This is a genomic window from Scardovia inopinata JCM 12537 (genome assembly GCF_001042695.1).
Taxonomy (GTDB): domain Bacteria; phylum Actinomycetota; class Actinomycetes; order Actinomycetales; family Bifidobacteriaceae; genus Scardovia; species Scardovia inopinata.
The window spans coordinates 658706-685180 of record NZ_AP012334.1; the positions used below are offsets into that span (position 1 = coordinate 658706).

The 26475-nt window shown below is 48.2% G+C and carries 22 protein-coding genes; 5 read left to right on the forward strand and 17 right to left on the reverse strand.

What is annotated here, in order from left to right; all coding sequences use genetic code 11:
• Positions 1–211: 211 nt before the first annotated feature.
• The 3 genes from SCIP_RS02630 to SCIP_RS02640 all read right to left on the reverse strand — a co-directional run bounded on the left by SCIP_RS02630 (position 212) and on the right by SCIP_RS02640 (position 5166).
• Positions 212–2281 carry an FtsK/SpoIIIE domain-containing protein gene (locus SCIP_RS02630; protein WP_006292972.1) on the reverse strand — a complete coding sequence of 690 codons (2070 nt, stop codon included), beginning with the start codon at positions 2279–2281 and terminating at the stop codon, positions 212–214.
• A 125-nt stretch (positions 2282–2406) separates the two neighbouring features.
• Positions 2407–3777, reverse strand: coding sequence for an LCP family protein (locus tag SCIP_RS02635; protein ID WP_115672869.1), 1371 nt, complete (start codon positions 3775–3777; stop codon positions 2407–2409).
• A 9-nt stretch (positions 3778–3786) separates the two neighbouring features.
• Complete coding sequence (locus tag SCIP_RS02640) at positions 3787–5166, reverse strand: LCP family protein (protein WP_040590543.1); 1380 nt, start codon at positions 5164–5166, stop codon at positions 3787–3789.
• Between the two features lie 294 nt (positions 5167–5460).
• On the opposite strand from SCIP_RS02640, the gene SCIP_RS02650 reads away from it, so the two are divergent.
• Positions 5461–8916 carry a hypothetical protein gene (locus SCIP_RS02650; protein ID WP_006292975.1) on the forward strand — a complete coding sequence of 1152 codons (3456 nt, stop codon included), beginning with the start codon at positions 5461–5463 and terminating at the stop codon, positions 8914–8916.
• On the forward strand, positions 8916–10595 hold the full coding sequence (locus SCIP_RS02655) for a DUF5719 family protein (protein ID WP_040590547.1): 1680 nt from the start codon (positions 8916–8918) through the stop codon (positions 10593–10595). Before SCIP_RS02650 ends, SCIP_RS02655 begins: the two co-directional genes overlap by 1 nt.
• A 109-nt stretch (positions 10596–10704) precedes the next feature.
• On the opposite strand, the gene SCIP_RS02660 is transcribed toward SCIP_RS02655, so the two are convergent.
• Positions 10705–11067, reverse strand: coding sequence for a metallopeptidase family protein (locus SCIP_RS02660; RefSeq protein WP_407695022.1), 363 nt, complete (start codon positions 11065–11067; stop codon positions 10705–10707).
• A 234-nt stretch (positions 11068–11301) separates the two neighbouring features.
• Here SCIP_RS02660 and SCIP_RS02665 point away from each other — a divergent pair, with 234 nt between their 5' ends.
• Complete coding sequence (locus SCIP_RS02665) at positions 11302–12120, forward strand: HAD-IIB family hydrolase (protein ID WP_006292978.1); 819 nt, start codon at positions 11302–11304, stop codon at positions 12118–12120.
• A gap of 237 nt (positions 12121–12357) precedes the next feature.
• Positions 12358–12909 (forward strand): ComF family protein, encoded by a 552-nt coding sequence (locus tag SCIP_RS02670; RefSeq protein WP_171821030.1) that lies wholly within the window; start codon positions 12358–12360, stop codon positions 12907–12909.
• A gap of 48 nt (positions 12910–12957) precedes the next feature.
• On the opposite strand, the gene SCIP_RS02675 is transcribed toward SCIP_RS02670, so the two are convergent.
• The 5 genes from SCIP_RS02675 to glgB form a co-directional block, all read right to left on the reverse strand.
• Positions 12958–14295, reverse strand: coding sequence for a Y-family DNA polymerase (locus tag SCIP_RS02675; RefSeq protein ID WP_006292980.1), 1338 nt, complete (start codon positions 14293–14295; stop codon positions 12958–12960).
• Positions 14288–14728 (reverse strand): LexA family protein, encoded by a 441-nt coding sequence (locus SCIP_RS02680; protein WP_006292981.1) that lies wholly within the window; start codon positions 14726–14728, stop codon positions 14288–14290. Before SCIP_RS02680 ends, SCIP_RS02675 begins: the two co-directional genes overlap by 8 nt.
• 102 nt (positions 14729–14830) lie before the next feature.
• A complete protein-coding gene (locus SCIP_RS02685; RefSeq protein WP_006292982.1) occupies positions 14831–16129 on the reverse strand; it encodes a sensor histidine kinase in 1299 nt (432 codons plus the stop codon).
• Between the two features lie 74 nt (positions 16130–16203).
• Positions 16204–16929, reverse strand: coding sequence for a response regulator transcription factor (locus SCIP_RS02690; protein ID WP_006292983.1), 726 nt, complete (start codon positions 16927–16929; stop codon positions 16204–16206).
• 218 nt (positions 16930–17147) lie between these two features.
• Positions 17148–19388: a 1,4-alpha-glucan branching protein GlgB gene (glgB, locus tag SCIP_RS02695; protein ID WP_006292984.1), complete on the reverse strand. Its 2241-nt coding sequence runs from the start codon at positions 19386–19388 to the stop codon at positions 17148–17150.
• A 165-nt stretch (positions 19389–19553) separates the two neighbouring features.
• Here glgB and SCIP_RS02700 point away from each other — a divergent pair, with 165 nt between their 5' ends.
• The gene (locus SCIP_RS02700) at positions 19554–20213 is read left to right on the forward strand and encodes a CarD family transcriptional regulator (RefSeq protein ID WP_006292985.1); all 660 of its coding nucleotides are present in this window, start codon (positions 19554–19556) and stop codon (positions 20211–20213) included.
• Between the two features lie 63 nt (positions 20214–20276).
• On the opposite strand, the gene SCIP_RS02705 is transcribed toward SCIP_RS02700, so the two are convergent.
• The 8 genes from SCIP_RS02705 to SCIP_RS02740 all read right to left on the reverse strand — a co-directional run bounded on the left by SCIP_RS02705 (position 20277) and on the right by SCIP_RS02740 (position 26378).
• Positions 20277–20549, reverse strand: a complete 273-nt coding sequence (locus tag SCIP_RS02705) for a hypothetical protein (RefSeq protein WP_040590550.1) — start codon at positions 20547–20549, stop codon at positions 20277–20279.
• 42 nt (positions 20550–20591) lie between these two features.
• On the reverse strand, positions 20592–20933 hold the full coding sequence (locus SCIP_RS02710) for a hypothetical protein (RefSeq protein ID WP_006292986.1): 342 nt from the start codon (positions 20931–20933) through the stop codon (positions 20592–20594).
• A 39-nt stretch (positions 20934–20972) separates the two neighbouring features.
• Positions 20973–22286 carry a DUF2974 domain-containing protein gene (locus SCIP_RS02715; protein WP_006292987.1) on the reverse strand — a complete coding sequence of 438 codons (1314 nt, stop codon included), beginning with the start codon at positions 22284–22286 and terminating at the stop codon, positions 20973–20975.
• 8 nt (positions 22287–22294) lie between these two features.
• A complete protein-coding gene (locus SCIP_RS07730; RefSeq protein WP_081442804.1) occupies positions 22295–23011 on the reverse strand; it encodes a DUF1310 family protein in 717 nt (238 codons plus the stop codon).
• A 62-nt stretch (positions 23012–23073) separates the two neighbouring features.
• Complete coding sequence (locus tag SCIP_RS02725; protein ID WP_006292989.1) at positions 23074–23616, reverse strand: DUF1310 family protein; 543 nt, start codon at positions 23614–23616, stop codon at positions 23074–23076.
• 42 nt (positions 23617–23658) lie between these two features.
• Positions 23659–24495 carry a metal ABC transporter permease gene (locus SCIP_RS02730; protein WP_006292990.1) on the reverse strand — a complete coding sequence of 279 codons (837 nt, stop codon included), beginning with the start codon at positions 24493–24495 and terminating at the stop codon, positions 23659–23661.
• A complete protein-coding gene (locus SCIP_RS02735; RefSeq protein ID WP_006292991.1) occupies positions 24492–25385 on the reverse strand; it encodes a metal ABC transporter ATP-binding protein in 894 nt (297 codons plus the stop codon). Before SCIP_RS02735 ends, SCIP_RS02730 begins: the two co-directional genes overlap by 4 nt.
• A 3-nt stretch (positions 25386–25388) precedes the next feature.
• Complete coding sequence (locus tag SCIP_RS02740) at positions 25389–26378, reverse strand: metal ABC transporter solute-binding protein, Zn/Mn family (protein WP_006292992.1); 990 nt, start codon at positions 26376–26378, stop codon at positions 25389–25391.
• Positions 26379–26475 lie beyond the last annotated feature (97 nt).

Genomic DNA, 26475 nt, shown 5'->3' on the forward strand with positions numbered 1-26475 from the left:
TACTGCTGAATCTTCTGGCTGCCTCAGTTTTCTCTGGCTATCTGGCTGTCCGGCTGATTTTTACAGACTCAGCCTGCTGTCGGTCTTTACTGACTGCAGATCAAAAGATTATCTATATAGAGATAAGCACGAATTTTACTTTTTTGCAAGTGTTTTAGGAAAAAAAGATGAATTTTTTCTGATTGAACCTTTCTTCGTCCTGTCCAAAGGTTTAGGTGTCAAAACTGGGAGCGTAGGTTTGAAAGATATATGATTCCGGTCCACAGTATATTCCTCTTCCCGGGATGCGCCTTCCGGAAAAGCTGGCATCATTGAGCAAATCGGTGGGCAGGCCCCACAGGAGATCAGTGGTCCTATCTAATGTAGGAAAAATAATTTTGGCATCACAATTTTCTGGATATCGAACGTTGCGGGGATCGCTGACTGTATAGAATACGGTTATCTTTCTATCTGTTAAGGCGGTTTGGAACTGGTGCCGGGAAGAGAGGACCAGGACATTCTCCTTATCCTGAGCATTTTGTTCCGCGAATGAATTGTCAGATGGGGCATCTGCAGGAAAACCGGCAGAATAGGCAGCCAGAGGATCGAGATAGGGATCGCAGTTGTCACATATTGCCAGTCGGGCAGCAATAGAGCGTGTATTTTCTACTGGCAGTGATTCATGTGATTGAACTGGTTCATCTGACGACAGGGTAGTAGGGCATGGGTCTCTTAATCGTTCATATGCTTGGCATATTATCTTCAGAGTTTCGGTTTTCCCATATCCGTGAGGGACAACGATGGCAATATTCTGTCCCTCCAGGTCAAGAAACCAATCGGACGTAGTAATACCATCATCTCGTAGACCCATATAGATCCGATTTCTTTTGGTTCCGATGGGCAGTGTCTTCCCAGATTTTTTTGTGGGAGCTGCAAGAATTTCAGGCAGGGGAGGCGAAAAGAGAACTGGCTGGTCTGGTTCAGATCCACCTTTGCCGGCATTTTTGCCGGTATTTTTGCCAGCAGCACATATGAAAGCATAAGCAGTCTGGACACTGGTGATGAACTGATCGGGATGGGTGCACTGAGCAGCCCTGAAAGGAAGACATTGAGCACCATCATGGAGAAAACCGATTCCCTGATCCTCAGGATGGAGGAGGGCTGCAAAGGGTGCATCCAAGAGTTCCAGCGATTGCAGAGAATCTCTGACCCTAAAGCAAATGTGAAGGGATAAATTAGCTTTCATATCTCCATTGACCTGACCCAGAGGATTTTGCGTACAGGCTATGAGATGTATCCCCAAGGAACGGCCTAAAGCTGCTACAGAAACCAGACGGGGAATATAATCGGGCAGCAGTTCCTTGATGGCATGAAACTCATCAATGACCACCAACAGATGGGCAGGCGGGTGGGGGAGGCGATTAATGTTGTCTACCCCATATGAGTGAACCAAACTTTCTCTCCGCTTGATTTCTCTTTCTAGAGACAGGAGAGCTCGTAAAGCATGAGCTAGGTTGAGATCGCTGACACTGCCCACACAATGCGGGATCTTCTGCAGCTGACGAAAAGTTGCTCCTCCTTTGAAATCGAGAAATACGAATAAAAGACGCTCTGGAGGGTAGGTACAGGCCATGGAAAGGCACCAGGTTTCCAGGAAGACAGATTTCCCGGATCCAGTTGTGCCTCCAATCAAGGCGTGAGGGCCTTGAGACAAGAGATCAAGTGTATAAATTCTGGGTATAAAAGTCGGGCTTCTTTCCTGTAAAGACGGTTGCGCAGATTCTGTGGGATGTGGCGAGTGTTGGGTGACCTCTGCATGCAGGGTATAGCCGATAGGAATCTGAAGGGTTTCTCCTTTTTTGGGTTTAAGCCATTGGGACACAATGCTTTTCCATCCGGTTCCATGAGGGTAAAGGGAAGAGAATTTTTCCGCTGCCAAATAGTGTCCCAGTTCCTGCGGCCTGATGTAGTCCATGGGGTTGAGACAAGCATCCGGAGCAGGAAGGGCTGTGGCCGTTTTCCCGGAAAAAGAAGTAGAAGGTAGATTATCAGTATTCTCCTGATAATTCTGGGTCTGGCCGTGCGTTTGCAGACGCCATCGGATAATGAACACGATGGTCAAAACAATAGAAGAAATCAATCCAGGCAGAAGAAAGGCCAGGTATAGGTACTGCCGGGCGGCAATCATAGCAGCCATCATGATTGCCTGACCGGCCATAGCAGCGGCAGTTGGAGCCAGGGACATGAATAAATCCATGGTGGAGGAGGCTAGCAGCTTTTTTGAGGATAGGGCTTTTTTCATATCTGTAGTATGGAAAAAATGAAGGAGAAAGTCATCTTATTTTTGGAATGTGCACAAACGTGGGACACGCCTGGGAAATAAGAGAAAAGCGACTGTGAATAAATCTATCTCAGGAGAAAAAGCAATCAGGAAGCTAGATATCCGCCGACAGTCCCTGCCGGCTGGCTGCCTTGGGCCAGCTTCGAGAAAAGGGAATGATTGGCATTGGTGTTCAAGAGAACACAGGAGCCGATTCCGGAAGTAGGCCGATAATCCTGGCTGGAGTAGTATACCGTTCCAGTGACCCCTTTGTCTCCAGTCGCGCTCTTGAAGGCTAGGGCCAGAGAAATCAAGTCCCCGGTTGAGGTTTTTTGGTCTACAGTCAGAGCAGATAGCCCTGCTTTCATGACCTTGTGCAAACGGAAAGGATTAAGGAGAACAGCTGGAGAAGCTGTCTTCTTCATGATGGCGGAAATAGTCATTCTCTGCCTCTTAGTGCGGCCAAAATCCCCTTCCGGATCGGAATAACGCATCCGTGACATAGCCAAAGCCGTCTGGCCATCAGCTGCCCTGCAGCCTGCGGTCCATTTCAAACCCGACTTGGAATCATCCACAGTCCGGTCATAACAGAGGTTTACGCCTCCCAAAGCATCGACAATGGTTTGCAAGCCACCAAAACCAACAGAAACAACATGGTCTATTTTCTGTCCAGTTATTCCCTCTACTGTCTGTACTAAAGCTGTATATCCATAAAGTTCTGCCACTGCATTAATTTTGGAATCCTTACCAGCTACCTGAACATATGAATCACGTGGAATTGAAATCAGCGATGCCGGACCTGAACTGGGCTTGGTTAAAACCATAATGGTATCTGTCCTAAATCCAGGAACCTGATCCGCAGTGCCACCAGTAGTGCCATCTCTGGCATCAGATCCCAGAATCAGCCACGTATTGCCGCTAGTATCTGCTGCTGAGCTTAAATAATTCTTATGGACCAAATTGGAGCTAACAAAGATCCAGACCCAGGCAAGATAAATCAGAATGAGAGCCAGGAGGGCAGCAATGACTTTCAGAATGATTTTTCTTGGCTTTCTCTTTTTTGACTGCTCATAGGGGGAAGAGGGTGAAGGAGCTGCAGGTAGAGAGGGAAGAGATTTTCTCGCGAAGGAACGAGTCGGAGAAGGATTGGCAGGTGAAGAGAAATTGGGTGCAGAAACAATCCTGGTGTGAGAAGACCTGGTACTGCGTCCGGCAGCTGATCTGTTCGAGCTTTTCTGCTCGCTCGCTGGGCTAAAGGAGGGGGGAAGAGGGGAATCTTTATGGTCTGTTCCCGTCTCAGGAGCAGAAAATGCCTGTGAGGCGGGAGACTTTCTGTGTACTGCGCTAGTTCTGCGAACTGGGTCGGCCCCGGAACGGCGCGTCGATGAGGATGGGGTCGATGAGGGCTTAAACTGCGGAGGAAGAGCTGAGTTGTCGGAGCTTGAACCGTCATTCATTGAATCATCATTAGTAGTCATACTACCTGCTTAGTCCTTGATGCGACAGAAGGTATAGTTGACATACTTTTCTGCCAGACCTATATACCAACCGGTGGAGGGATCAATGATAGCACCGGATTTCTTGTCTACCCGCCCGCCGGTTTCAGGATCGGTCAGGCTGCCGTCTGCATTGGTAATGAGGCCAGTGTTGGGATCAACTTTCCTGGCAGGGGAAGAAGCAGAAGAGGTGGACCCGGGCGAGGAGGATGTGGATGGCGAGGATGACGCTGCTTTCTTGGATGTCGCAGATGAATTGGTCAGAGGCTGATCGGCGGCAACCTTCTTCCAGACCGCCCCCGCTGCAGGTGCCCATTGAACTCGGTTAGAATTATAAGTAGAGGTTTGCACGGGGACTGTTTGGGAGTAAATGGACGATCCATTGAGCGAAGCTAAGCTGGAAGCCAAACCAACCAAAACATTTGTACTGGCCAGACCGGCGCTCAAACTTAGAGAAGAGATAGCTGCTTTAGCCATCTGGTAGAGTTCATTGGTCTGGGTGAATAAGTTCTTGTTCCGTGCCTCTCTCAGCAGCATTTTGATCAAATACTGCTGGCGGACTGTTCTCATGACGTCAGTGCCATCTCCCAATCCGTGACGGACACGAGCATACTGAGTGGCCTGGAGTCCCCCGAGATGGTGGAGCCCCTTCTTGAGTTTGAGGTTAGTGTAAGAGTCGCTGAAATCCTGAGTTACACACACATCAACTCCGCCCAGAGCAGTAATCATTGTGCTCAAACCGGAGAAATCCACCACCACAAATTGCTGAATATTCAGTCCGGTCAGGTAATTGACAGCTGCCATCGTGCAGCTGGCTGCTGACGATATATCCCCAGCCTTAGCATAGGCCCCGGCGAAAATAGAGTTGAACATAATAGTGTTTTGAGCTGGGATAGTCCCCTTAGTTGTTGTGCAGGAAGGAATACTGACCAGAGAATCACGGGGAATGGATACAATATCAATAAACTTACGGTTGGCTGCTATATGGACCACCATGGTGGTATCTGCCTGATGATTAGTTGCGTCGGCAGCATTAGTATCTCCAATAAGACTCCCGTTCTTTCCTGCGCGGGCATCCTGTCCAATGACCAAAATATCGAGGGCCTTACCCTTGTTGGGATCTACAGTAGCTTTAACAACTTTGCCGTGGGAATTCAGGGTAGGGACGGTTGCATTGGTAATCGCTGAGTTCAAATCAAGATACAGAGCGGAGACTCCAACAGTCAGGAAGACGAGAACTGCGATAAGGATCATGCTGATCGCCCGGGCAAAGCGCTTTCCGGTAACGAAGTTAATGGCGTGAAGAGGGGAGTCATATGAATTGATTCTCAGCAGAGCGTGGCTGCGCTGGTGGTCTTTATTTACGGCCATATTTTTCCTTCTTGTTGGCGTCAGCAATATGTATGAAAACAGTACAAACCTAATTTTACAGCTAGAGGCTTATTTTCTTATGAAAAATAGTAAAAAGAGACACTTAAGCCCCACACTTGAAGCAAAAAAGCAATTCAGGATGAAAATTAGTAGGTCTTCATGGTCACAGAGGGAGGAGAAAGTAAAGAAAACGTCCCCATTTGGCAATTTTCCGCTGGAAGTGGGGAATTTTTTCCTATAGTAGGAAAAGATATACAGGACCAATAAAGCATCAGGACGAATAAGGCGGAGGTTATGACAGATTCTGCGGAAGATGATGACCTGAAAGCACAGATTCCGGAGCCGACCGGGAGAGGAAATTCTGCCCGAACAGGTCAGAATCTGCCTATACCAGGGGAGACAAATAAGGCCCATCCCTCTTCTCTTTCCCTTCCCCTCCCTCCGCCCCCGGAGCCTCCTCGTGAACCCGGCTCTCGGCAGCAAAAAGCAGCTTCTGATTCTCCCTTACTTCAGTCTTCCCAACCTTCTTCTGAATATAAAGATTCTTCTGACCATAAAGAAACAATAACTTCCCTTGTTTCACAGACAATTGCCACGATCAGCACAAACCCGGAATCATCAATCAATGGCACGGTTGCTGCTGTCATCACTGTGGAGGATGATCACAGATTCCTGCCTCAAACTCTAGAAGCAATTCTGGGGCAGACAGTTCTTCCTGCCAATATTCTTATTGCTGACTGCAGTCACGACCATTCCTCCAGATCGAATTCTCAGCAAATTAGGGTGGAAAAAGCTGGAGATCAGGTGCAGACGGAAGAAAAAAAGCCGGGCGAGAAGGAAGAAAAATCTGTGACGGTGTGGGTCATCCCAGTAAAAGCCAGGTCCTTTACCGCAGCCGTTAATGGGGCTCTCAATTCGGCCCGGGAAGACGGAATTATTTCCAACCGGGTCAGCAGCTTAGCTGTTTTTCATGACGATTCCAGACCATTGGATGAGCGATATCTGGAACTTCTGCTGGAAGCCCGGCGCAATAATCCTCATGCTACTGTCATTGGTACCAAACAGATGGACTGGGAAGCATCCAGCCTGCATAATGTAGGCTATTACGCTGCTCCTGGGCACAGAATCGCCAGTCTAGTCGTTGATGGGGAGGAAGATCAGGAACAGTATGATTCCCGTGGCGATGTTTTTGCCGTCTCTCTGTCCGGGGCTCTGATTGATACTCAGGAATGGCTTTCTATTTCTGACGGTACATATTCCTTCAGCACTTTTGGGCAATCCAGAGATTTCTGCCGCCGGGTCTGCCTGTCTGGGGGACGGGTGATTGTTGTTCCCCAGGCTCGGACCGGTCATCGCCGCGCTCGCTTGGAGGGTGTGAGAACAGCTAAGGGGCAGGCGGTTCAGGATGGTGTAAAGAATCCGATTCCCAGCTATGGAGCGCAGGTCAGGGCCAGAGATACTTACTATTATTCTGATATTCCTGTGGTTCGCTGGCTTCCCTCCTGGATTCTTCGTTTTCTCCTTTCTCTCTTTCTCTTTGCCAGGCTCCTTGGCCGTAAACAAGTCTACCCGGCGGGAGTGGAGCTGTCAGCTCCCTGGCGGAATCTGGGACATCTGTTCACCATGATTTCAGCTCGTATGAGGGTTACGTCTCAGAGCACAATTTCCATGAGAAAATTGCCTTTGCTGACTGTGACCAGACAGCAGGTTTCGGCTTGGAAAGAAAGGGTTAAGGCTGCAGATAATCAGGAAAATAAAGCCTTAGTCAGTACTTTGGCCAAGGCGCATTTGCGCTCTCGGATGGCGGTACGCTATGGCTGGGCTCTGGTGATGGTTTTGCTGGCTTTTGCCTTGGGCCTGGCTGTTAATATCAATCTCTTGCGGCCAGCGTTGACGGGCAGTGTTCTCCAGTCTGCTTCTTTAATACCTTCTGGCGCTTCCTGGTCGCAGCTCTTCCAGGCAGCAACGACGAACTGGTCTTATGGGGCAGGACTGGGTCTGCATGCAGCTCCGGCTCCCTTCCTCTTAGTCCTGGTGCTCTTGTCTGTTCTTACTGCAGGGCATGTGGCCTATGTCCCAACTATTGTTATCTTCTTGTCTGCTCCCTGTGCAGCTTTGGCTTTTTGGGCTTTGGCCGGTATAGCTACCCGATCTAATGCAGTCAGAGTGACCTCTAGTCTTGCCTGGGTAGGGCTGGGTATTCTGTCCGGTTTCTATGCCAACGGAAATCTTCCCATGCTGATTCTTACCGTTTTCCTTCCTGCAGGCCTGGCTTTCACTTTCAAAGCTCTAGGAATGTACAGGACAGAAGAGCCGGAAGTTCCGGTTCCCTCAGCTCAGTCTGCGGCCTGCGCTGCCTTGTGCTTTATGATTGTTGCTTTATGCCAGCCTCAGCTGATTTTAGCCCTGGGCTTGGCTTTTGTTGCCTTCTTCTTTATTGTTAAAGCCCATAGATCATATCTTTTCTTAATTCCTGTACCCACTATTGCAGTTTTGGCTCCTACAATCATCAATTCCATTCGGTACTCCAATAAAGGTGCACTCCGGCAGTTATTTATGGACAGTATGGTTGTTACTTCTCAGTCTGCCTCCGGCTCTGTTACTCCTGTGGGCTCTGAATCGGTGATAAGCCGAATGGTCAGACTTTTGGGGCTTGATTTTTCAGGCCGGCTTCCTTTCCCCATCCGCGACTTTTCCTCTGACGGTCCTCTGGCTCTTCTTTTTTCTTATCTGGTGGCCGCCTGCCTGATTCTCATGGGAATTTTTGCTGTTGTTTCCTTGCTGATGCCCATTACCCTGCGATTGTCTCGGGCAGCCTGGGTTCTGATTGTTTCTGGTGCAGCCCTGTCTGTGATCTCTTCCAGGATTACTGTTTCCCTAAGCCCTACCGGCTGTGTCTACGGATCTCCTCTGCCTGGTATGACCCTTTGTTTTCTGGGTCTTCTTATGGGTATGTCTATGGTGGCCGGAAGAGGAGTTAAGGTCTTCACGCCTTTGACTCGAAGGGTTGGCAGCAGTGGTCAGATGGAGAATACTCTCAGCAGGCATCCTCTGGCTTCTGCTGGCCGTGGTCTTATCGCTGCTTTGCTCGTCGTCTTTTCTGTGGTATGGTCAGTTTTCGGCTATCTGCTTCCGTCTGCGTCTGGACGCCTGTCTGCCTCAGATTCCCAGCTTCCTCTTGTGGCTCAGGAATATCTTCAGGCAAATTCGAGCAGGAGAATACTGGCTGTGCAGGTATCGTCAGGGCAGAAAGCAACCTATGCTGTTATGCGCAGCAGCAGGGGAGATATTATAGATGTCAACCCCAGCGCACAATCTCAGGAGATTGCCGCCCTGGCAGGTCACAAGGCATCCAAGGCTATTGTTTCTGCTAGGCAGACCGATAAAAAAATCGCTCATTCTCTGGCTCTTCTTATGGGCAGTTCCAGTTCTCGTGCAATTGCCAACTTGGTGGATCTTGGTTTTGGTGGAATTTATGTTCTATCTGACTCTGGCCAGGAAGCGTCCTCTCTGGTCACGCATATCGTGGCAAGCGACAATACGCAGAATGTAATAGAAACGGGGAAGGGGACCTATCTGCGTTTTATTGTGGAAGATATTGCTGCACAAGGCATCAATCAGACTTCCGAAAAATATTATTCTCACACTGTCTCACGATATATATGGCTGGTTTTGCTGGCCCTGATCCTCATAATTTATTGCGTTGTAGCTTTCCCTCGCCGTAGTCGCTACAGTCTGGAGCAGGCATAATGACCACTACTGATATGGCAAAAGATCAAGAAACAAATGAAGAATCAGCCTCTTCTTCTGAATTTGATTATGCAGCAGCATTGCAGTCTGAGCCTGACCAGGCGAAGACTCCTGAAGAAAGACCATACAAGGCAAAGGTTTCTCCAGACAGCAAGCCTCCTGTAAAGAAAACGATAGGTACGGTTATAGCGGCTGTCATTTCAGGTTTCCTGGTAGTTGCCCTCTTCCTCTATTTATTAGTAGAGCGGCCCCTGCCCTGGTTATCTGATGCTCAGGTCTCCACATCCTCTCAGATGTATACAGTTTCCCAGACTGAACAGGAACAGGTATGCCCAGGGCGTATGTCTCTCGTTGATTCTGGTTCGTATGGAGATTCTCAGTATCAGGTCAGTGAGGGGGACATAACCTCTTCTATGAGGGCTGTAGCTGTGGGGAAGGTTTATCGATCACAGATTACCAACCTGGATGGGTCTTCTCCTCTTGCTCTGGTTTCACCGGCTGGAAAAGATGCGCAGCCAATCGCCGTCTTATCCCGCGGATCGGGCCAGGCATCGGCACATCCTTTTATTCAAATCAGTCAGCTGACAAAAGCATCTGCAGGAACGGGAGCAGCAGCCTCCGTAGCTTCCTGGGCCAGTCAGGGAGATCTGAGGGGAGTCGCTGCAACCTCATGCATACCGGTTGCCCTGTCTCAAACTTTCTTGGCCCCTTCAACCCGCACTGGCTGGACTCAGCAGCTAATCCTGGTGAATCCTTCTTCTAAAGCCACAGTGGCCACCCTGAAGGTTCATGGTAGCGGGAATTCCCAGGCTTTGGCCCTATCTGCCAACAGTTCAGTAACCGTAGGTGCACACTCACAGGCTAAAATTAATTTGTCTGCCTCTGCTGCCAATCAAGATGGACTTCTTGTGTCCGTAACCAGTTCGGACTCTCCCTTATCGGGTTATATTCAGGCTGTTCGTTCCCAGGGGCTTAATTCTGAGGGTAATGATTATGTTTCTCCTTCTCCTGCAGCATCACAACGGCTTGTTATAGGAACCCTGGCTAACAGCAAACAGGTTTCGCTTCTCCTCTATGGGGCCCGGTCAGGGACGGCTCATCTTACCTGGCTAGGAACCAATGGGCAGGAGGAAGAATCTTCCCAGAACACCATTTCTTTCACCGGAGGAAAGGTTGGTCTTATTCGGTTGGCAGCGATTCCCTCTGGGGCTGCTGGTATAGCCATTACCTCTTCTCAACCTATCAGGGCATCTGTTCTGGCTGAATCTTCCCAGAAGGGGGGCAGCGATTTCGCCCTGATAACAGGTCGAAAGCCGAGCTCTCATGCGGCTCTTACCGTCCCGGCAGATACAAAAGGTACAGTAGTTATTTCTAACGCGCGGTCAACTGACTGTGAAGCCAACCTTCAATCGTATGATCGTAAAGGACGATTGGTGAAGACTCAAAAAATTAGTTTGTCCGCTTACTCCTCTCAATCTTTTTCTCTGGCGGACTCTGCCTCTTCCCCTGTGGCTTTTGTCCTGAAGCAAACCTCGCCCTCGCTATCTGCCTTGTCTATGGCCCTGTCTCTTTCTGTCCCCGGACTGTCACCATCCCTGTCTCAGGTAGCAGCTGTCAATTCTGTGAATCTTGCTTCATCGGCAGAGTCAATTCGAATCCAGCGTGGTCCTGTTCTCTGACTTTTCTGTTTTCATAATGGGCAGTATTTCGATCCTGGGATGATTCCGGCGTGGATGTGCGTCAGACTGGCTATTACTCTGGATTTAGATATGTCTATAAGGGGTATGTCTAAATGAGAGGGTAGGGATCTATATCCTGTGGATCCCAACCATTTATCTCGGCCAACTGGCGGACCAGCTCGTCGTGAATCAGATATTCCAACTGGAAAAGAGAGCTTGCTGCAGACTGAAGAGGTAGTCGGTAAAGGACTATCCTGGCTTTTTGACCATGAGAAGCGGGGAAAGAGGCAGAAAACTGAATTATTTTCTCTTCCCAGGGCAGGGGGTCGGATGGAGGAACATCTTCAACGGCGCACTCAGTCGACTCTATCAGATCGGGCCACCCTCGGGACAGGCGTTTAAGCTGTGCAGCTACCAGAGAGTCAAAGACACCTGCTTTTGTAGCATAAGAGGGGAGATGAAGACCATACATAGGCTGTCTGGTGCCCCTGCCATGTCGGTTGCGGTAACGGCGCTGCTCCCATACCAGGGGACGAGGGTTGCGCCCGGCTTCCTGCTTCCAGGATTCTCTGAGTTTATAGGTTCCGCTCTGCTCCTGGTCTTTCTTGGATTCGCCGGATTCGCTGGATTGGTTGGGTTTGTGGGGCTGTAATGGCATAATACAAGGGTATCACTATTACCTAAACTGAGCTGGGGAGCCGCAGATATGGAACTTCCTACCTGGGACCATGTAGATTATCTCGATTTATCTAAGCGGGCTAAACTCGTAGCCTTTGATCTTGATGGAACTCTTGCTCGGTCAAAAATGCCTATGAAACCGCCTGTGGCACAGCTTTTGAGTGACCTTACCCATCTCTATCCGGTGGCTATTATTTCCGGGGGACGCTGGGAGCTTATTGACAGTCAGATTCTTTCCATGATCTCATCGACAGCAAAGTTATCGCAGCTTCATCTGATGCCTACGACCGGCACCCAATACTATGTTTGGCGCTCTGGTCGCTGGCAGATGGTGTATGAAATCACCATAGCTGAACAGGATAAGCAGAAGGCTTTGAAATCCCTGCGGTTAAGGGCTGAAGAATTAGGTTTATGGTACCCCCAGGATCAGGTATGGTCAGATCGGATTGAGGACAGAGGCTCGCAGATTACTTTCTCCGCCCTTGGGCAAAAGGCTCCGGTTGAGGAGAAGGAAGCTTGGGATCCTGATGGATCTAAGCGCAGAGCCCTGGCTGAGGCTGTAGCTGCTGACCTCCCTGAGCTCACTGTTAAGGCCGGTGGGTCTACCAGTGTGGATATTTCTGTTAAGGGTGTGGATAAGGCATATGCTGTTAACAAGTTGGCTGATTTGCTGAAGTGTTCTGTGAAAGATATTGTCTTTATTGGAGACAGAATGAGTCCGGAAGGCAACGATTATCCCGCAGCTTTAGCTGGAACGATAGCCATTCAGGTATCAGGTCCTGAGGATACAGAAAAATTTATACGGTCTTTGATTAAGGCTGCTCGTATGTGGAAAACACCCTTGTAAAGACACACTTGACCACATAAGTCGGTAAAGGACCGTTTCCCCTGACAAGAGCGTTATGCTCATTGTATGAGTAATTCGTTGTCCCTTCTTCGCTATCTTCTTTTTCCCCGGTGCTGTGCGGGATGCGGCAGGCCAGATCAGATCTTGTGCCCGTCTTGTACGGATCTATTCTATCAATGGTCGACCTCTCCTTTGCATGATTATTATGATCATTCTTCTCCTGACTGTCCTGCATGCTTGGTTTACGCCTGTTCAACCTATGATGACTGCGTTCGACAGGCTATTTTAGCCTGGAAAGATCATGGAGATGAAGAGTTGGACAAGCCTTTTTCCCAGGCTCTTTGCGATTTATTGGCATCGGTTCTGGAGATCCTTTCTTTCAGTAAATCTAGTAAGTTCAGCAAGGCCGGCAAGTCTGTTCTTCTTGTTCCGGCCCCTTCCACTCGAGCATCGTTTTACCGACGCGGTCGTGCTCAGCTTATACCCCTGTGCAGGGCTGCTGAGCGGAATCTTCAATCTGATGGTTTTGACTTACGGTCTGCTCCTGTCCTTTCTATAGACGGCTCTTCCGGCAAGGCTGTTGCTCATAATGATCGACGATCTCGTCTTGCCCGCCTGGCTGGCCGTATTCGGATCAGCAGCCCAGCCAGTATTCAAGGGCATCCGGTAATTCTTCTTGATGATATTGTTACCACCGGTTCCACTCTGCGCTCCTGCCAGGCGGTTATTGAGGAAGCGGGCGGATGCGTTGTGGCAGCCGTAGTTCTTTCGTCGCGTCCTCGTCAATGACTTTCTTGCTGTTAATAATGACTTGCTGTTAATAATGACTTTCTTCGGTCAATGAGCTTTGACGACGGCCATTTCATTCCAACGGGTAGTACAGCGGTCAGATAGCATGGATCTTTTCATGGACCAGGATCCGCCGGTATCGTGATCTTGCCTATCCCGTCCCCGAATTCCTCCATATCCTATACCAACGGTCATAGGACTAAAACGTTTGACTGCTTGGTCAAGAATGGTTCCTAAATCAGCCTTATCGCGGTGAGCTTCCATTCCTTCAAGGGTTACATAAGTAGCGGCGTCATGCAGACCCTGAAGCACAACTCCAGCCCGATTATAGCGGGCAGTAGGATCAATCGATGATCGAACGGCCCTGCATGCTGCCTGACTGATGAGGATGGGACTGTCGGTAGGGGAGTCGAGGCAGCAGGTTTTCCAGGAATGGGAGTAACTTTCGGCAAAGCGACTGGTAGAACAGAAGACGCTTACCAGGGAGCATAGGCTGTTTTGGCGTTTTAGACGATGTGCTGCTTTTTGAGCATATACGCTTGCTGCTTGGCAGAGGTTGTTATATCCACTGATAGGGTGGCTGAACATACGGGAACACAGTATTTCTGTATGCCGTTCACCGTCGGCTGCATTATCGTGGTCATCTTCAGCAATGCAGGCAATGCCCTGGAGTTCCAGTACCGTTCTTTCAACCGGCATAGAATACTGGTGGCGAATAGTCTGTGGATCTATCCGGCTCAGGTCAGCTGCTGTCAGGATGTTATGACTCATAAACCTAGCGGATAGACGGCGACCAACTCCCCATACATCGCCTACAGGGATTTCTTCCAGGATTTTAGGGTTGACTTGATCCCAGGAAAGAATTCCTCCGGTCTGGGGATGTTCCTTAGCCCAGTGGTTGACAATCTTGGCCAGGGTTTTAGTAGGGGCAATGCCTACCGATACCGGTATTCCTATGCCTTGAAGAATAACCTTCCTCATCTGGCGGCAGATGCTCCTGGTCGTTGCGTTGTCATAAGGGCTGAGAAGAAAACTTTCGTCAATAGAATATACCTCCTGGTCAGGCAGAAAAGTGCTCATCAGAGACATCATCCGGGCCGACAGGCTGGCGTAGAGCTCATAATTGGAGCTGTGGGCTATGACTCCCTGCTTGCTGGCTTTTTCTTTAATGCTGTACCAGGGAGCTCCCATACGGACACCTAAGGCTTTGGCTTCTCTGGATCGAGCCACTACGCATCCGTCATTATTAGACAAAACAACCAGAGGTTTTCCCTGAAGAGACGGATGAAAGACCCGTTCGCAGGAGGCAAAGAAGCTGTTGGCATCAGCCAAAACTACGCTGCGATAGTTGGTTTGATTGGAAGCATCAATCGACGTGTCAAGCATGGTTCTCCCTACGAACAGCTGCGGTTTCAGGAATCCGAGCCCGATGACACTGCCAGTGAAAGTTGCCTATGACAACTCCCCAGATAGCAACTTCTTCCTCCAGATAGAGAGGAATATCAGGATAAGCCCTGTTCTCAGGATGAAGAAAGGGAAGATTATCGGTATTCAGCAAAAGTCGTTTAACTGTCAGCTCACCGTTAATGGCCGCAATGACAATATCGCTTTCTTCGGCTGCCAAAGATTTGTCAACAATAAGAATATCTCCATTGAATATGCCGGCTCCTTCCATGGAGTCTCCGCTTACCCTGACCACAAAAGTGGTGTCAGGATGAGTAATTACATTCTCATCAAAGGAGAAATCTCCGTCAAAATAGTCCTGTGCGACGGACGGGAAGCCTGCTGGAACGGCTTCCAATGCCATAGGTATACGCATACACCATCACCTCTTTCGAACATTTGTTCGATTATTATGTCAAACAAATGAGACAGAAAGGCGAGGTTCGACACGCCTTGGAAATTAAAAGGAAAGAGCAGCTTACTTCTGCTCTTCGTCAGTCAGGTGATATTTAGGCAGGGTAATCTCAAAATTGGCTCCGCGAACGTCATCAACTACCCGAACCGTTCCTGAATGCAGGTGGGCTGCCCATCTGGCTATGGATAGGCCTAAACCTGTTCCGCCCGACCCTGTCCCCGGCCGGTTTCCTTGCCCCTTAACGTAGCGGCGGAAAATATCAGAGCGTTCTTCTGCTGAAATCTGAGAACCAAAATTTATTATGTTCGACACCACTGTTCCGTGTGGGATATCTTCATGGACTTCTACTAAAACGGCTGTTCCATCTGCTGAATGTTTCAGAGCATTGGAAATAATGTTGGTATAGAGCTGCCGAAGTCTGTCCTGGTCACCTTCCATGGTGATATTATCTGGAACATCCACGCTGATAATGTGCCCATGGCCACCGTCAGCAATTTCCAGGGGGCTTACTACATCATCAATAAAATCTTTAACGTTGAAAGTAGTAATTTCCAGACTGGCTGCTCCGGCTTCCACCCGGGACATATCGAGGAGAAAAGCTATGAGATCAGACAAGCGATGAGTCTGATTGAGAATTCCCTCCAAATTGGCGCTGGTAGGTTCAATGACCCCATCGGCCATATTCTCCACCTGAGCCTGGAGAGCGGATACGGGAGTTCTCAGTTCATGACTGACATTGGCAATCAGATCCCGTCTCATCTGATCGGCATGTTCCAGTTCCTCAGCCATGGTATTAAAGGACCGGGCCAACTGTCCGATTTCATCCTTACTGGTTAAAGCTGAACTGACCCGGACTTCATAATTACCTTCCTGCATTTGCTCAGCAGCATCCCTGATTTCTCCCAGAGGAGAAGTCAGTCCGCGGGAAAAAAGGTAGGTAATTCCCAAAGACACAAGCAGGGTCAACGGCAAAGAAATCCACAGACTAACTTTGGCTTTCAGCAGGATCCAAGCCAGGAAGAAAGCAATAAGAGTGGCAAGAACGATTAGAATGCTTAACTCTGCTTTTAAAGAAGAAAAGATGCCAATAGGCCGTTTTCTTGGTTCTTTTATGCCGGCTGAATCTTTGGACTTTCTAACCGCAGATGTGGTTTTTTCTTTTTCTTTCTCTTTGGCTGAACTGTAAATATCGTAGGCAGCTTTGCTGTAAAGCCCGTGAGGAGAAGTGTGGTGGGGGGCTGAGGCAGAGGTTCTGGGAGTACGGGAAGAAACCTTGTGCTGAGAAGGCAGAGAATCATGAGTAGAAGGTGATGCATCACCATTGATGATGCTGTCATAATCCTTAAGAGATGAAGTGGCCATGGCTAAATAAAACGTACAAAACTATAGAAAGCTATCAGTAACTAAAAAACCAAGAGAAAGAAGGATAACAAGTATCAGGCTTTATCAGCTGGGGGCTCAAAAGCGTAACCTACACCGTGAACGGTACGGATCATCTCAGATCCTAATTTATGCCTTAAAGCTTTCACATGAGAATCTACTGTTCTCGTGCCAGAGGCATCAACCCAATCCCATACCTCTTCCAGCAATTTCTCTCGAGTCAAAACCTGCTTGGGTTTGCGGGCAAGAGTAGCAAGCAGATCAAACTCGGTGGGAGTCAGATGTACCTCCTGGCCGTTAAGCAGAACCAGGCGTTGAGCCGGATCGATAGTCAGCCCATTGAATTCAAGAACTTTCTCATTTTCTGAATTTTTGGCAATGACTTTAGCCCTTTCCACCCGTCGCAGGAGAGCCTTGCATCGGGCGACCAGCTCGCGCATAGAGAATGGCTTGGTCATATAGTCATCAGCTCCGGCTCCCAGACCAATAACCTTGTCGGTTTCATCATCACGGGCAGTAAGCATCAGGACAGGAACAGGCCGGGCAGCTGTGATACGTTTAGTGGCCTCCAGACCATCCATGACAGGCAGCATAATATCCATGAGAATCAGATCGGGCTTATAGCTGGCTGCAATGTGCACAGCGCTGGCTCCATCGCCAGTAATTCTGGTGTTCCATCCTTCGGATGCCAGTCTCTGGCCTATGGCCGTAGCAAGGGTAGGCTCATCTTCCACGACGAGGACGGAATACTGTCCTGTTTTACCTGATGTAGTGCTTATCATAATATCTTTCGCATCCTATGACTAACAGTAATAGTGCTGACTAACGGCAATACTGTCATAATACAGGCAGCCCTTCACAAAGTGCACATGAAAGAGCTGGCAAACAATTGGAACTGGGTTTTTTAGCCCAGTTCCAATTGTTGTTTCATAGTGCTGTCGAACTTTCCTATTTAACCTTCTGGCGGCTTCCTCACAGGCGAGGTTTTACTTGTAAGGTTTTACTTGCGAGGTTTAAGAATTATAGCTCCCAAGGCCGGAACCGTCAGATAAGCAGAATAAGGGCGGCTGTGGAAATCACCCTCCATAACTTCAATATCGTTATTATGAATGTCCGAGCCGCCGTATTTGGCATCATCAGTGGTAAGAATTTCATCCCACTGACCCGACTGGGGGAGGGGAACCCGATAGTTATCCCACGCTGCTCCGGAGAAATTGACTACGACAACCAGTGGGTCTCCCTTGCTGTCCAGCCGCATGTAAGAAAGAGTATTGTGGTCGGCATCATCACTGGTCAGCCATTGGAACCCTTGCTGCTCAAAATCAAGTTCCCAGAGCTGCGGATTTTCCTTATAAAGCGTGTTCAGATCCCGAACCAGTTTCTGTACTCCACGATGGTCTTCCCAGTTGAGGCTGTCCCAATCAATACTCCACTTTTCGCTCCACTCACCAAATTGGGCTAATTCGTTGCCCATAAAGGTGAGTTTTTTGCCCGGATGAGTCCACTGATAGGCAAAGAGGGCACGAACTCCAGCGAACCGCTGCCAGTCATCTCCTGGCATACGGCCTATGAGAGAGCCTTTGCCGTGTACGACTTCATCGTGGGAAATAGGAAGAATATAGTGTTCTGAATATGCATATACCAGAGAGAAGGTGATTTCGTTATGATTCCATTTCCTATCTAAAGGATGTTTGCTCAGGTAGTCAAGAGTGTCATGCATCCACCCCATATTCCACTTCAGACCAAAGCCCAGACCCCCATTGCTGGTGGGGCTGGTGACTCCCTGCCAGGCAGTGGATTCTTCAGCAATCATCATGATTCCAGGGTTATTGCGGTAGGCGGTTGCTGTAGCTTCCTTAAGAAAATCAATGGCTTCCAGGTTCTCATGGCCGCCGTACTTGTTAGGTCGCCACTGACCATTTTCACGGCTGTAATCTAGGTATAGCATGGAAGAAACAGCATCAACCCGTAGGCCGTCCACATGGAACTCACTCAGCCAATAGCAGGCATTGGCAACGAGGAAGTTACGAACTTCATTACGGCCAAAATTGAAGATATAGGTTCCCCAATCAGGATGTTCCCCTCGCAGGGGATCAGGGTCTTCGTAAAGGGGAGTGCCATCAAATCGGGCCAGGGCAAAGTCATCCTTAGGGAAGTGGGCGGGAACCCAGTCCATGATGACTCCAATTCCAGCCTGATGGAAGCGGTCTATCAGGTACTTGAGTTCATCAGGCTGACCCAGCCGGGAATCAGGGGCATAGTATCCGGTTACCTGGTACCCCCATGATCCTTCAAAGGGATGTTCTGCCAAGGGCATGAATTCTACATGGGTAAAGCCCAGATCTTTAACATAGGGCACCAGATCATCAGCCAGCTGCTTGAAGCCTTCGCCTTTCTTCCAGCTGCCTGCATGAACCTCATAAACGCTTACAGGCCCCAGATGAGGATTCTTAACGGCCCTGGTATGCATCCAATCGGAATCATTCCATTCATAATGAGAATCAGTCACAATGGAAGCGGTCTCGGGAGGAATCTGATGATATTTCTCCATGGGATCTGCCTTCTGCTTCCATTCATTATTGGCATTGAGGATCTCATACTTATAGCGCTCGCCTGCTTTAACGTCGGGAATGAAAATCTCCCAGACGCCGCTGGATCCCACTTCTCTCATGGCATACTGACGACCGCCCCAGCCGTTGAAATCTCCTACGACTCGAACGACTCGTGCGTTGGGAGCCCATACGGCAAAAGAAGTTCCAGTAACTGAATTATCTGATGATCCATCGGGATCTCCCATAGGATCCAGATAGGTACGTACATGAGCGCCAAGAATTTCCCACAACCGCTCATGCCTGCCTTCATTAAAAAGATAGATATCCACATCCCCCAGGGTGGGGAGGTAACGGTAGGGATCATCCTGGACGTTGCTTTCTCCATTCTCATAGACTGTTCTGATTCGATAATCAGGAACAGCCCAGCCGGATTCATCTCGTGCAGCTGGGACATCAGCAACGAAAATACCATTCCACTCATGTTTAGCAGAGTATTCTCCGGTCTGGGTTATGATGGTTACCTCTTTGGCCAGGGGCCGAAGCACTCTGACTGTGGCTTTGCCATTAGTAGATTCTGAAGCGCTCTTACCTTCCTGCAAATCCAGGTGTGCTCCCAGAACCTCGTGGGGGCTGTAATATATGCCATTGCTGACTTCATCGAGTACGGTGTGCGGTACGGGTACTGGCATCTTTGCTCCTAACCTATGCTCTTTGTTACCTCTTCTTATTATAGACTATATATGAGAAGAATTTCCCGTGTGTTCCGTTATTTTCTTTTATCTTTCGGGAGATGACAGACGTCCATGGGCAAGAGCATAATAATTCAGTTAAGTTTGTCGTGAAGGGGCATGCAAATGGAGTATAAAGTCGGTGATACGGTTGTTTATCCTCGCCATGGAGCAGCTCGCATTGAAGAAATCAGTGAACGAACCTTGCGTGGGGTGACCCGGACCTATCTTCGTTTGACCGTTTTGTCTTCTGATGGTTTGGAAATCAGCGTCCCCGCAGACTCGGTTGAAAAAGTTGGCGTTAGGGAGATCGTCAATGGGGTAGCCGTGGCAAAAGTTTTTGAAATTTTAAGAACCCCAATTGTTGAAGAAAAAACAAACTGGTCTCGTCGCTATAAACTGAATGTTGAAAAAATCGCCACAGGTGATGTTAATAAAATTGCTGAAGTGGTTCGCGATTTATCTCAGCGGGATGATGACGACCACGGCTTGTCTGCTGGAGAAAAGCGAATGCTGTCTAAGGCTCGGGGAATCCTAACTTCAGAGATTGCCCTCAGTGAGGGAATTGACGATGATGAAGCTCAGCGACTTTTGGATGTTAACCTGGGCTATCAGGATCCGGAGCCGGGAGACGACAAGCATCATGCCAAAGCGCCCCAGGAACCGGCTTATCAGACTCTCTATCGGGTAGAAGAAGAGGAGCGTGCTGCTAAAGCTGCGGCTAAGCAGGCTGCAAAGAATGCCAGGGAATCCGGCAAGGAGACTGCCGGGGAATCTGGTAACTAGAATAAGTAGTTAGTAAAATAGGCTGGCTGACTGTTTTACTGGCTGTAATTTTCTGATTAGTCTTTATTCTCCAGACTTGAGCAATGCTTCGCATTTCTGCTTATACGCTGCTTGAACGGTCTTGCTGAAACGGCCTGTTAAAGCTGAACGCATAGAAGATGTAGCTCTGGAAAGAGTGTGAGCGCTTTCTGAAGTCTCTTCCTTAACGTAGACAGACCAATTCTTTTTTGCTTCTTTGAATTTTTGTCTAATAATTGGGACAAGTACATCGTTCGCAGTACTTAGTCGTATGTCATTGAGCCCGCTCTCGTCTAAAGCAGACATGTGCGTAGTCATGCTGGATGCCTTCCTTTCGGCTGAATCTGTGATGCATCTAAGCTAACAGTATAGTGAGTTTCGTAATGCTGAGAGGATTTGGTTAAATCGTTCCTGCACTTTGTGATAGTCATCAGTGACTATTGCTTGTTGTTCTTCCAAATGGCTCAGAGTAGTAGATTTAAATTCTTCCGCAGCTTCGGGGTAGCGGGATGCGATGGATTGAACAGCACCTTGCATCTCTTCCAGTTGGTGGGATACAGAACCAGCCAGATGATCATAATAGTCCCGCTGCTGTCTTATTTCTTCGAGGGTGTGCCTAATATGTTCCTGAGGATCGCCGCAGCCGCAGCTTCTCCAGTCTGCTATATCTTCTGGTGCGTAAATAAGCAAGTTTGGATTCATAATGGTGAAGTGCCCTTTCGCGAGTATTAATAGTTGATTTTATTGAAAGAGATGTTTATTTTCAAAAGCAGTAATTTTATGGGCGAGGTGTTTGTCTTGCTCAAGGAGTGTGGCCATACCTTTCATTGCAGAGTCTCCTGTTTGTCCAATCGAATCCGTTATTCTGCGGACTCTTGCGACATCCTCTGCAATCGTTGTTTGAAGATTGTCAGAGAGCTCTTTTTTGCTTAAGCCGGCATCTGCCAATACCTGTTCGACTTTATCTCGGGATAGGCCATTGCCAATGGAGGAGTTCATGACATAATCTACTGCTTTATCCCATTCTTCTTCTAGAGATTGTACAATTTTTTCACCATGCTTTGGCAATACAGCTATCAGGCCTTCCGCAATCTGAGTTGCTGAATGAGTGATAATGCGAGCCTGCTCAACATCGGCAAAGATCTCTCCCGAAGCAGATCCGGCTGCTGGCCCGGCAGCGTGTGACAAATCTTTTAATAAAGATGCTTGCCGATTGATAATATTATTGCGGTAAAGGGCCAACATTCCTTTTTTGCTGAACTGGTATCCGCCCCACATATGCTGATCTTTGATATTGTCTGTTTGAAGAGAATCTACCCGATATAAATCTCCCACATGAGGTGTTTTTTCAGGCGATGACAGAGTTCCTACAGGGTCCGGATGAAGAGGATTCATTCCATAAGAGGGCCGTAAAATTGAGTGAAAAGCGACAGTGTACCCAAAAGCGACCAGGTCTTTGGTGTCTACGTAATTATGAAGTCGCCCGGAATATGAGGAAGCTCTTTTCTGCTGGTTAACATCCAAAGTATTATAAATATTCGGTCCCTGATACAGCCAGGCACCTTTTATTCGTGCGGCTTCTTTATCGGTTAAATCCGATAAGGCATACTGGCCAACCATAGATCCCAAGGAATGCCCGTATACCTCACAGTGGCAGTCAGGATAGTCTGACAGTACTTGTTTCAGCAAGCGGGATGAAGCCCGGAACTGGTTACTTATGGGCAGACCCTGCTCCTTAGCCTTCAGCGGGCTTACTCCCATCGCAGATAAAGCTTCCGGTATATTATTGCGAATCCAATCATTCCCGATGCCCCTTGACCCCTGATATATTACCCGAATAGTCTTTGTTTTTGGATCTTTAAGTACCACGGCGTCCAAACCGGATAAACTATCGTGAACAACCTTGACTACTGTGCCAATGTACTGATCTTTATGGGTGCCTTTAATCGTAATATCATTTGGCTGTGATCGGGTACCAACGTGCCAAGTATTATCTTTATATCCTTTTTGCGTAATAAGCATACGATCATAGTCAGTAAACTGCGGTTCCGTCATCGCAACTCCTACTCATCATTTTTCTGTGTGTTGTTTTCTGGTGGGAATTCGTCAGGATGAGCCTTCTTATACTTGCTGGCCCAGTCATAATCATAAATCTGCTTGCCATAGCGAGCTAACCGCCGTGCAGACAACTTTCCAGAAATCACATTACCGCCGCTTTCTAAAGGACCATACCCACCACCCATATAACGACGATTAAGAGTAAATCCTACTGTCTGCTTTTTATCATGGTTAATAACCGTATCAAAATCAATACCACCCATAGGATTATGCTCAATAGACGAGTCCACAATCTCATAGGTTTGAATAACACCTTTATCAGTCAAAGCATGAGGATCCAACTCACGAAAATCCTCCTCCATAACCTTCTGACATTCTTGTGAGTGGACGATAGCATGCATTTCGTTGTAGAATTCTTGCTTTTCATGATTTTTCTTGGTCACGATTACTCCAAAGACAATGGCTGTGGTAATTATGATGATGCCGATGATGACACTGATAGCGGCTGCTTGTTGGGAGAGAGCTTGCTTGTGTTTTTTCTCTTGGATTTTCTCCAGGAGTTGAGTTTGATTATCATTTTTAGTAATGAGCCGTTGTGTCTCCTGCTCACTGAGCACAAAATGAGAAGACCGTGACTGAACGGGCTGAGCTGAGTGGTCAGGATGATTCGATTGGGCTGCTTGGCTTTGCCAATTTGACGGGTCGTTTGAGTTTGGAACCATAACCACCTCCCTTTTCTTTGATCGTACGGTTACCAGGAAGCAAATGCATAAAAGTAAAAGAATCATTTGCTTTTGTGTGTGTTGTTTTCTGGTGGGAATTCGTCAGGGTGAGCCTTCTTATACTTACTGGCCCAGTCATAATCGTCTATCTGCTTGCCATAGCGAGCATATAATCTGGCTGATAGGTCACCGGAGATAGCACTACCGCCGCTTTCTAAAGGACCGTACCCACCACCATAGTCATAACGATCCATATTAAAACTTACCGTCTGCTTTTTATCATGATTAATAATCACATAATAATCAATACCACCCATAGGATTATGCTCAATAGACGAGTCCACAATCTCATAGGTTTGAATAACACCTTTATCAGTCAAAGCATGAGGATCCAACTCACGAAAATCCTCCTCCATAACCTTCCGACACTCCCGTGAATGAACAATAGCAACCATCTGCTGCCGAAAATCAGCAGCCTCACGCTCCCTATACACACGAACCCCCAATACAAGACCTACTAATAATCCGCAGATAATCAGCGAAGATACTAGTATTGTTAGCCACACAGGAAAGCGTCTGCCTTTCCTTATCCAATAAACTGTCATGGCACCTTCTCGGATATGTCACTGTTCCTCACTAGTAATTTTTTATCGTTTCTTACTGAAAATCAAGCGGACAATAAGCCAGACTATGGTGCTGAGAGTCACAATCACAAAGCTGGGCGGCAGATTCAGAATTGTAGAGATAAGCAGCCCAAGCCAAATAGATGCCAGGCAAAGAATAGTGGCGGTTACCACCGCGGTAAAGGGGGATTTAGTAATCATGGTTGCAGTGGCAGCCGGTGTTATCACCAGGGCAAATACCAGCAGGGTGCCCACAGCAGGAACGGCAACTGTTATAACCCCCGCCATCAGAGCCATAAAGAGTACATTCATGAAGGCTATTGGTACTCCTTTTGCCCGGGCAACCTGTTCATCAATGGAGCTGAACAGAAGGGGGCGGAAAACCAGGCTGACAATAAGCAAAAGGAGAGCATCAAAAATTGCGAATCCTGCTAATTGGCCCTTGGTTATAGTCAGAATGGAGCCAAAAAGTATATTTTGCATTTGCTGAGTAGCCTGAGAAGTCATCCGGGCAAAGTAAAAACCTAAACCGGTAGCAAAGGCAAGAACTGTACCAGTCGCAATTTCTCTCTGAGAAGCTTTTTTACCCAAGCCTCCAATTATCAGCCCGCCTGCCAGAGCAAAAACCCCCATGCCCAGGGACACGGGCAAACCGAGTATGGCTGCCAGAGTTGCTCCAGGCAGTCCAATATGAGCCAAGGCGTGGGCAGCAAAGGTTGACTGTCGGGAAATGGTAAAGTAGCCCATGATGCCTGAAGCCAGGGCGATTAAAAGACCCGCTGCAAAAGCGTTGGCCATAAAAGGTGTGGTCAGAGTCTGTCTCCAGACAGGGGAGTACTGGAAAAAAGTGAGATTATTCATTCCTGCTCCTGACTATGCTCACTGTCTGCTAGGCAATCTGCAGAGGTGTGGAACCGAGCAGCTTCGGCCGGGTCATGCAAATCATGGTGAGACCGGCTGGGCGGTTCAATGCTGCTGTCGTGAGTGACAAACATATCACCCTGAGGAGTGGTAATAACCTCAACCTTGGTTCCGTACAAATGAGTAAGAAGATCTGAGTTGAGTACTCCATCAATGGGGGAATAATGCGGATGCCCATCTAGAAGATAAACAGCTCCGGTGAGAATAGGCAAAAGAACATTCAGGTCGTGGGAAACAACCTGAATAGCAATGCCTTCCTGGCGATTGAGCAGAGATAAAAGATCAACCAAAGCACTCTGGCTGGCCATATCCAGATTGGCCAGGGGTTCATCCAGCAGAAGAAGTTTGGGATCTCCCACCAAAGCCTGTGCTATGGCAGCCCTCTGCCTTTGCCCTCCAGACAACTGGGATAGCCGGCTAGAAGCATAGGGGCGTAGACCAACAAAATCAATGGCTTCCTGCGCTTTTTTCTTTTCCTTTGCCCTGGTGATGTGCCAGCCGAAACGGGTTCCACTTAAGCCTAAGAGTACAGACTCCATGACCGTAATATTGCTGTCGCCGGACGATTCATAACTTTGAGGGACATAGCCTATACGGCTGTTCATCTGTCCGGCCGGTTTGCCTAATACAGTCACGGAGCCACTGTCGAGCGGAAGCAGACCCAGCTCAACCGAGATCATGGTTGTTTTACCCGCTCCGTTGGTACCTACAATAGCAGTAACGGATCCTGCAGGTATGCTGAAATTTCCCTGGGACCAAATAACTTTGTTAGACCGGGAAATAGCCGCATTCTTGAATACAATGCACGATTCCTCCTGATCTGCTGTCATGAGTCAGGACTCCGAACCCTTGTCTGCCTGGTCCAGAGCCTTGGAAAAGGCAGATACTAAATTGCTGATCCACTGATCAAGACTGGTGTAACGTGCAGGAATTTGTTCAGTGACGTCAACAACTGGCACGGAGGATTTCCCTGCGGTTGACGTCAGCATATTGCTCATATCTGAAGTCTCCTGAGGATTGTTAATCAGCACAGAAATATCATGATTTTCAATAATTTTTTGAAAGGCATGCAAATCAGCAGCTGAAGGTTCCCCTGAGTTCTGCATGGCTCGAGTATATGTCGCAGGAGTGGCATCTTTCATTCCCAGATCTGCCATGAGGTAGTAGGCGACGGATTCTGTAGCTCCGTAGGATTTATCCTTGTGCTTTGAGGCAAAATCCGCGATTTGTGCCGAAAGTTTTTTCTGCTTTTTCTCCCAAGAAGAGTAGAGGGAAGCAAAATACTTTTTGTGGGAAGGAAGGATACGGCTATAAGTGTCCCGAATAGATTGAGCCATTTTGTCGCGAACATCGGCTGAGAACCACAGGTGGGGGTTGTCTCCTTCTTCGGCTCCGATTGTTGACGCAGCATTGATGGTTGCCAGGGCGTGGTTAGATGTCTTGGTTGCCCAGGAGTCATAGCCAGCACCATTAACAATTACGACTTGAGCGTTGGTTAGTTTTGCTATATCTGATGTTGTAGGGGAGAACTCATGAGCGTCAACGGAAGTATTTTTTAACAGGGAAGTGACTGATACTTGATTTCCTCCCAGTTCACTAGCCAAAGATCCCCACTGGTTAACCGAGGCAACTACGGTAATTGGCCCTTTGGCCAGGCCTGTTGCGGAAGATGATTCCTTCTTGCCTGGAGCAGATCCTCCTGACTGGCCAGCAGAGCATGCTCCGGGCAGGAGGATAGCGAAAAGGGTAAAGAGAACTGTAAAAAAACGAAGCAGAGGTGTCCGCGCAGCTTTGCGTCCAGTCGCCATCATGATGCCTGTCATAGTGTTTAACTACCTTTCTAATAACCTATTATCCCAAACTCTTAATTATTTAATTATCTAACAGGGTACCGATAAGGAAAGTAGAAATCTGGCGGTT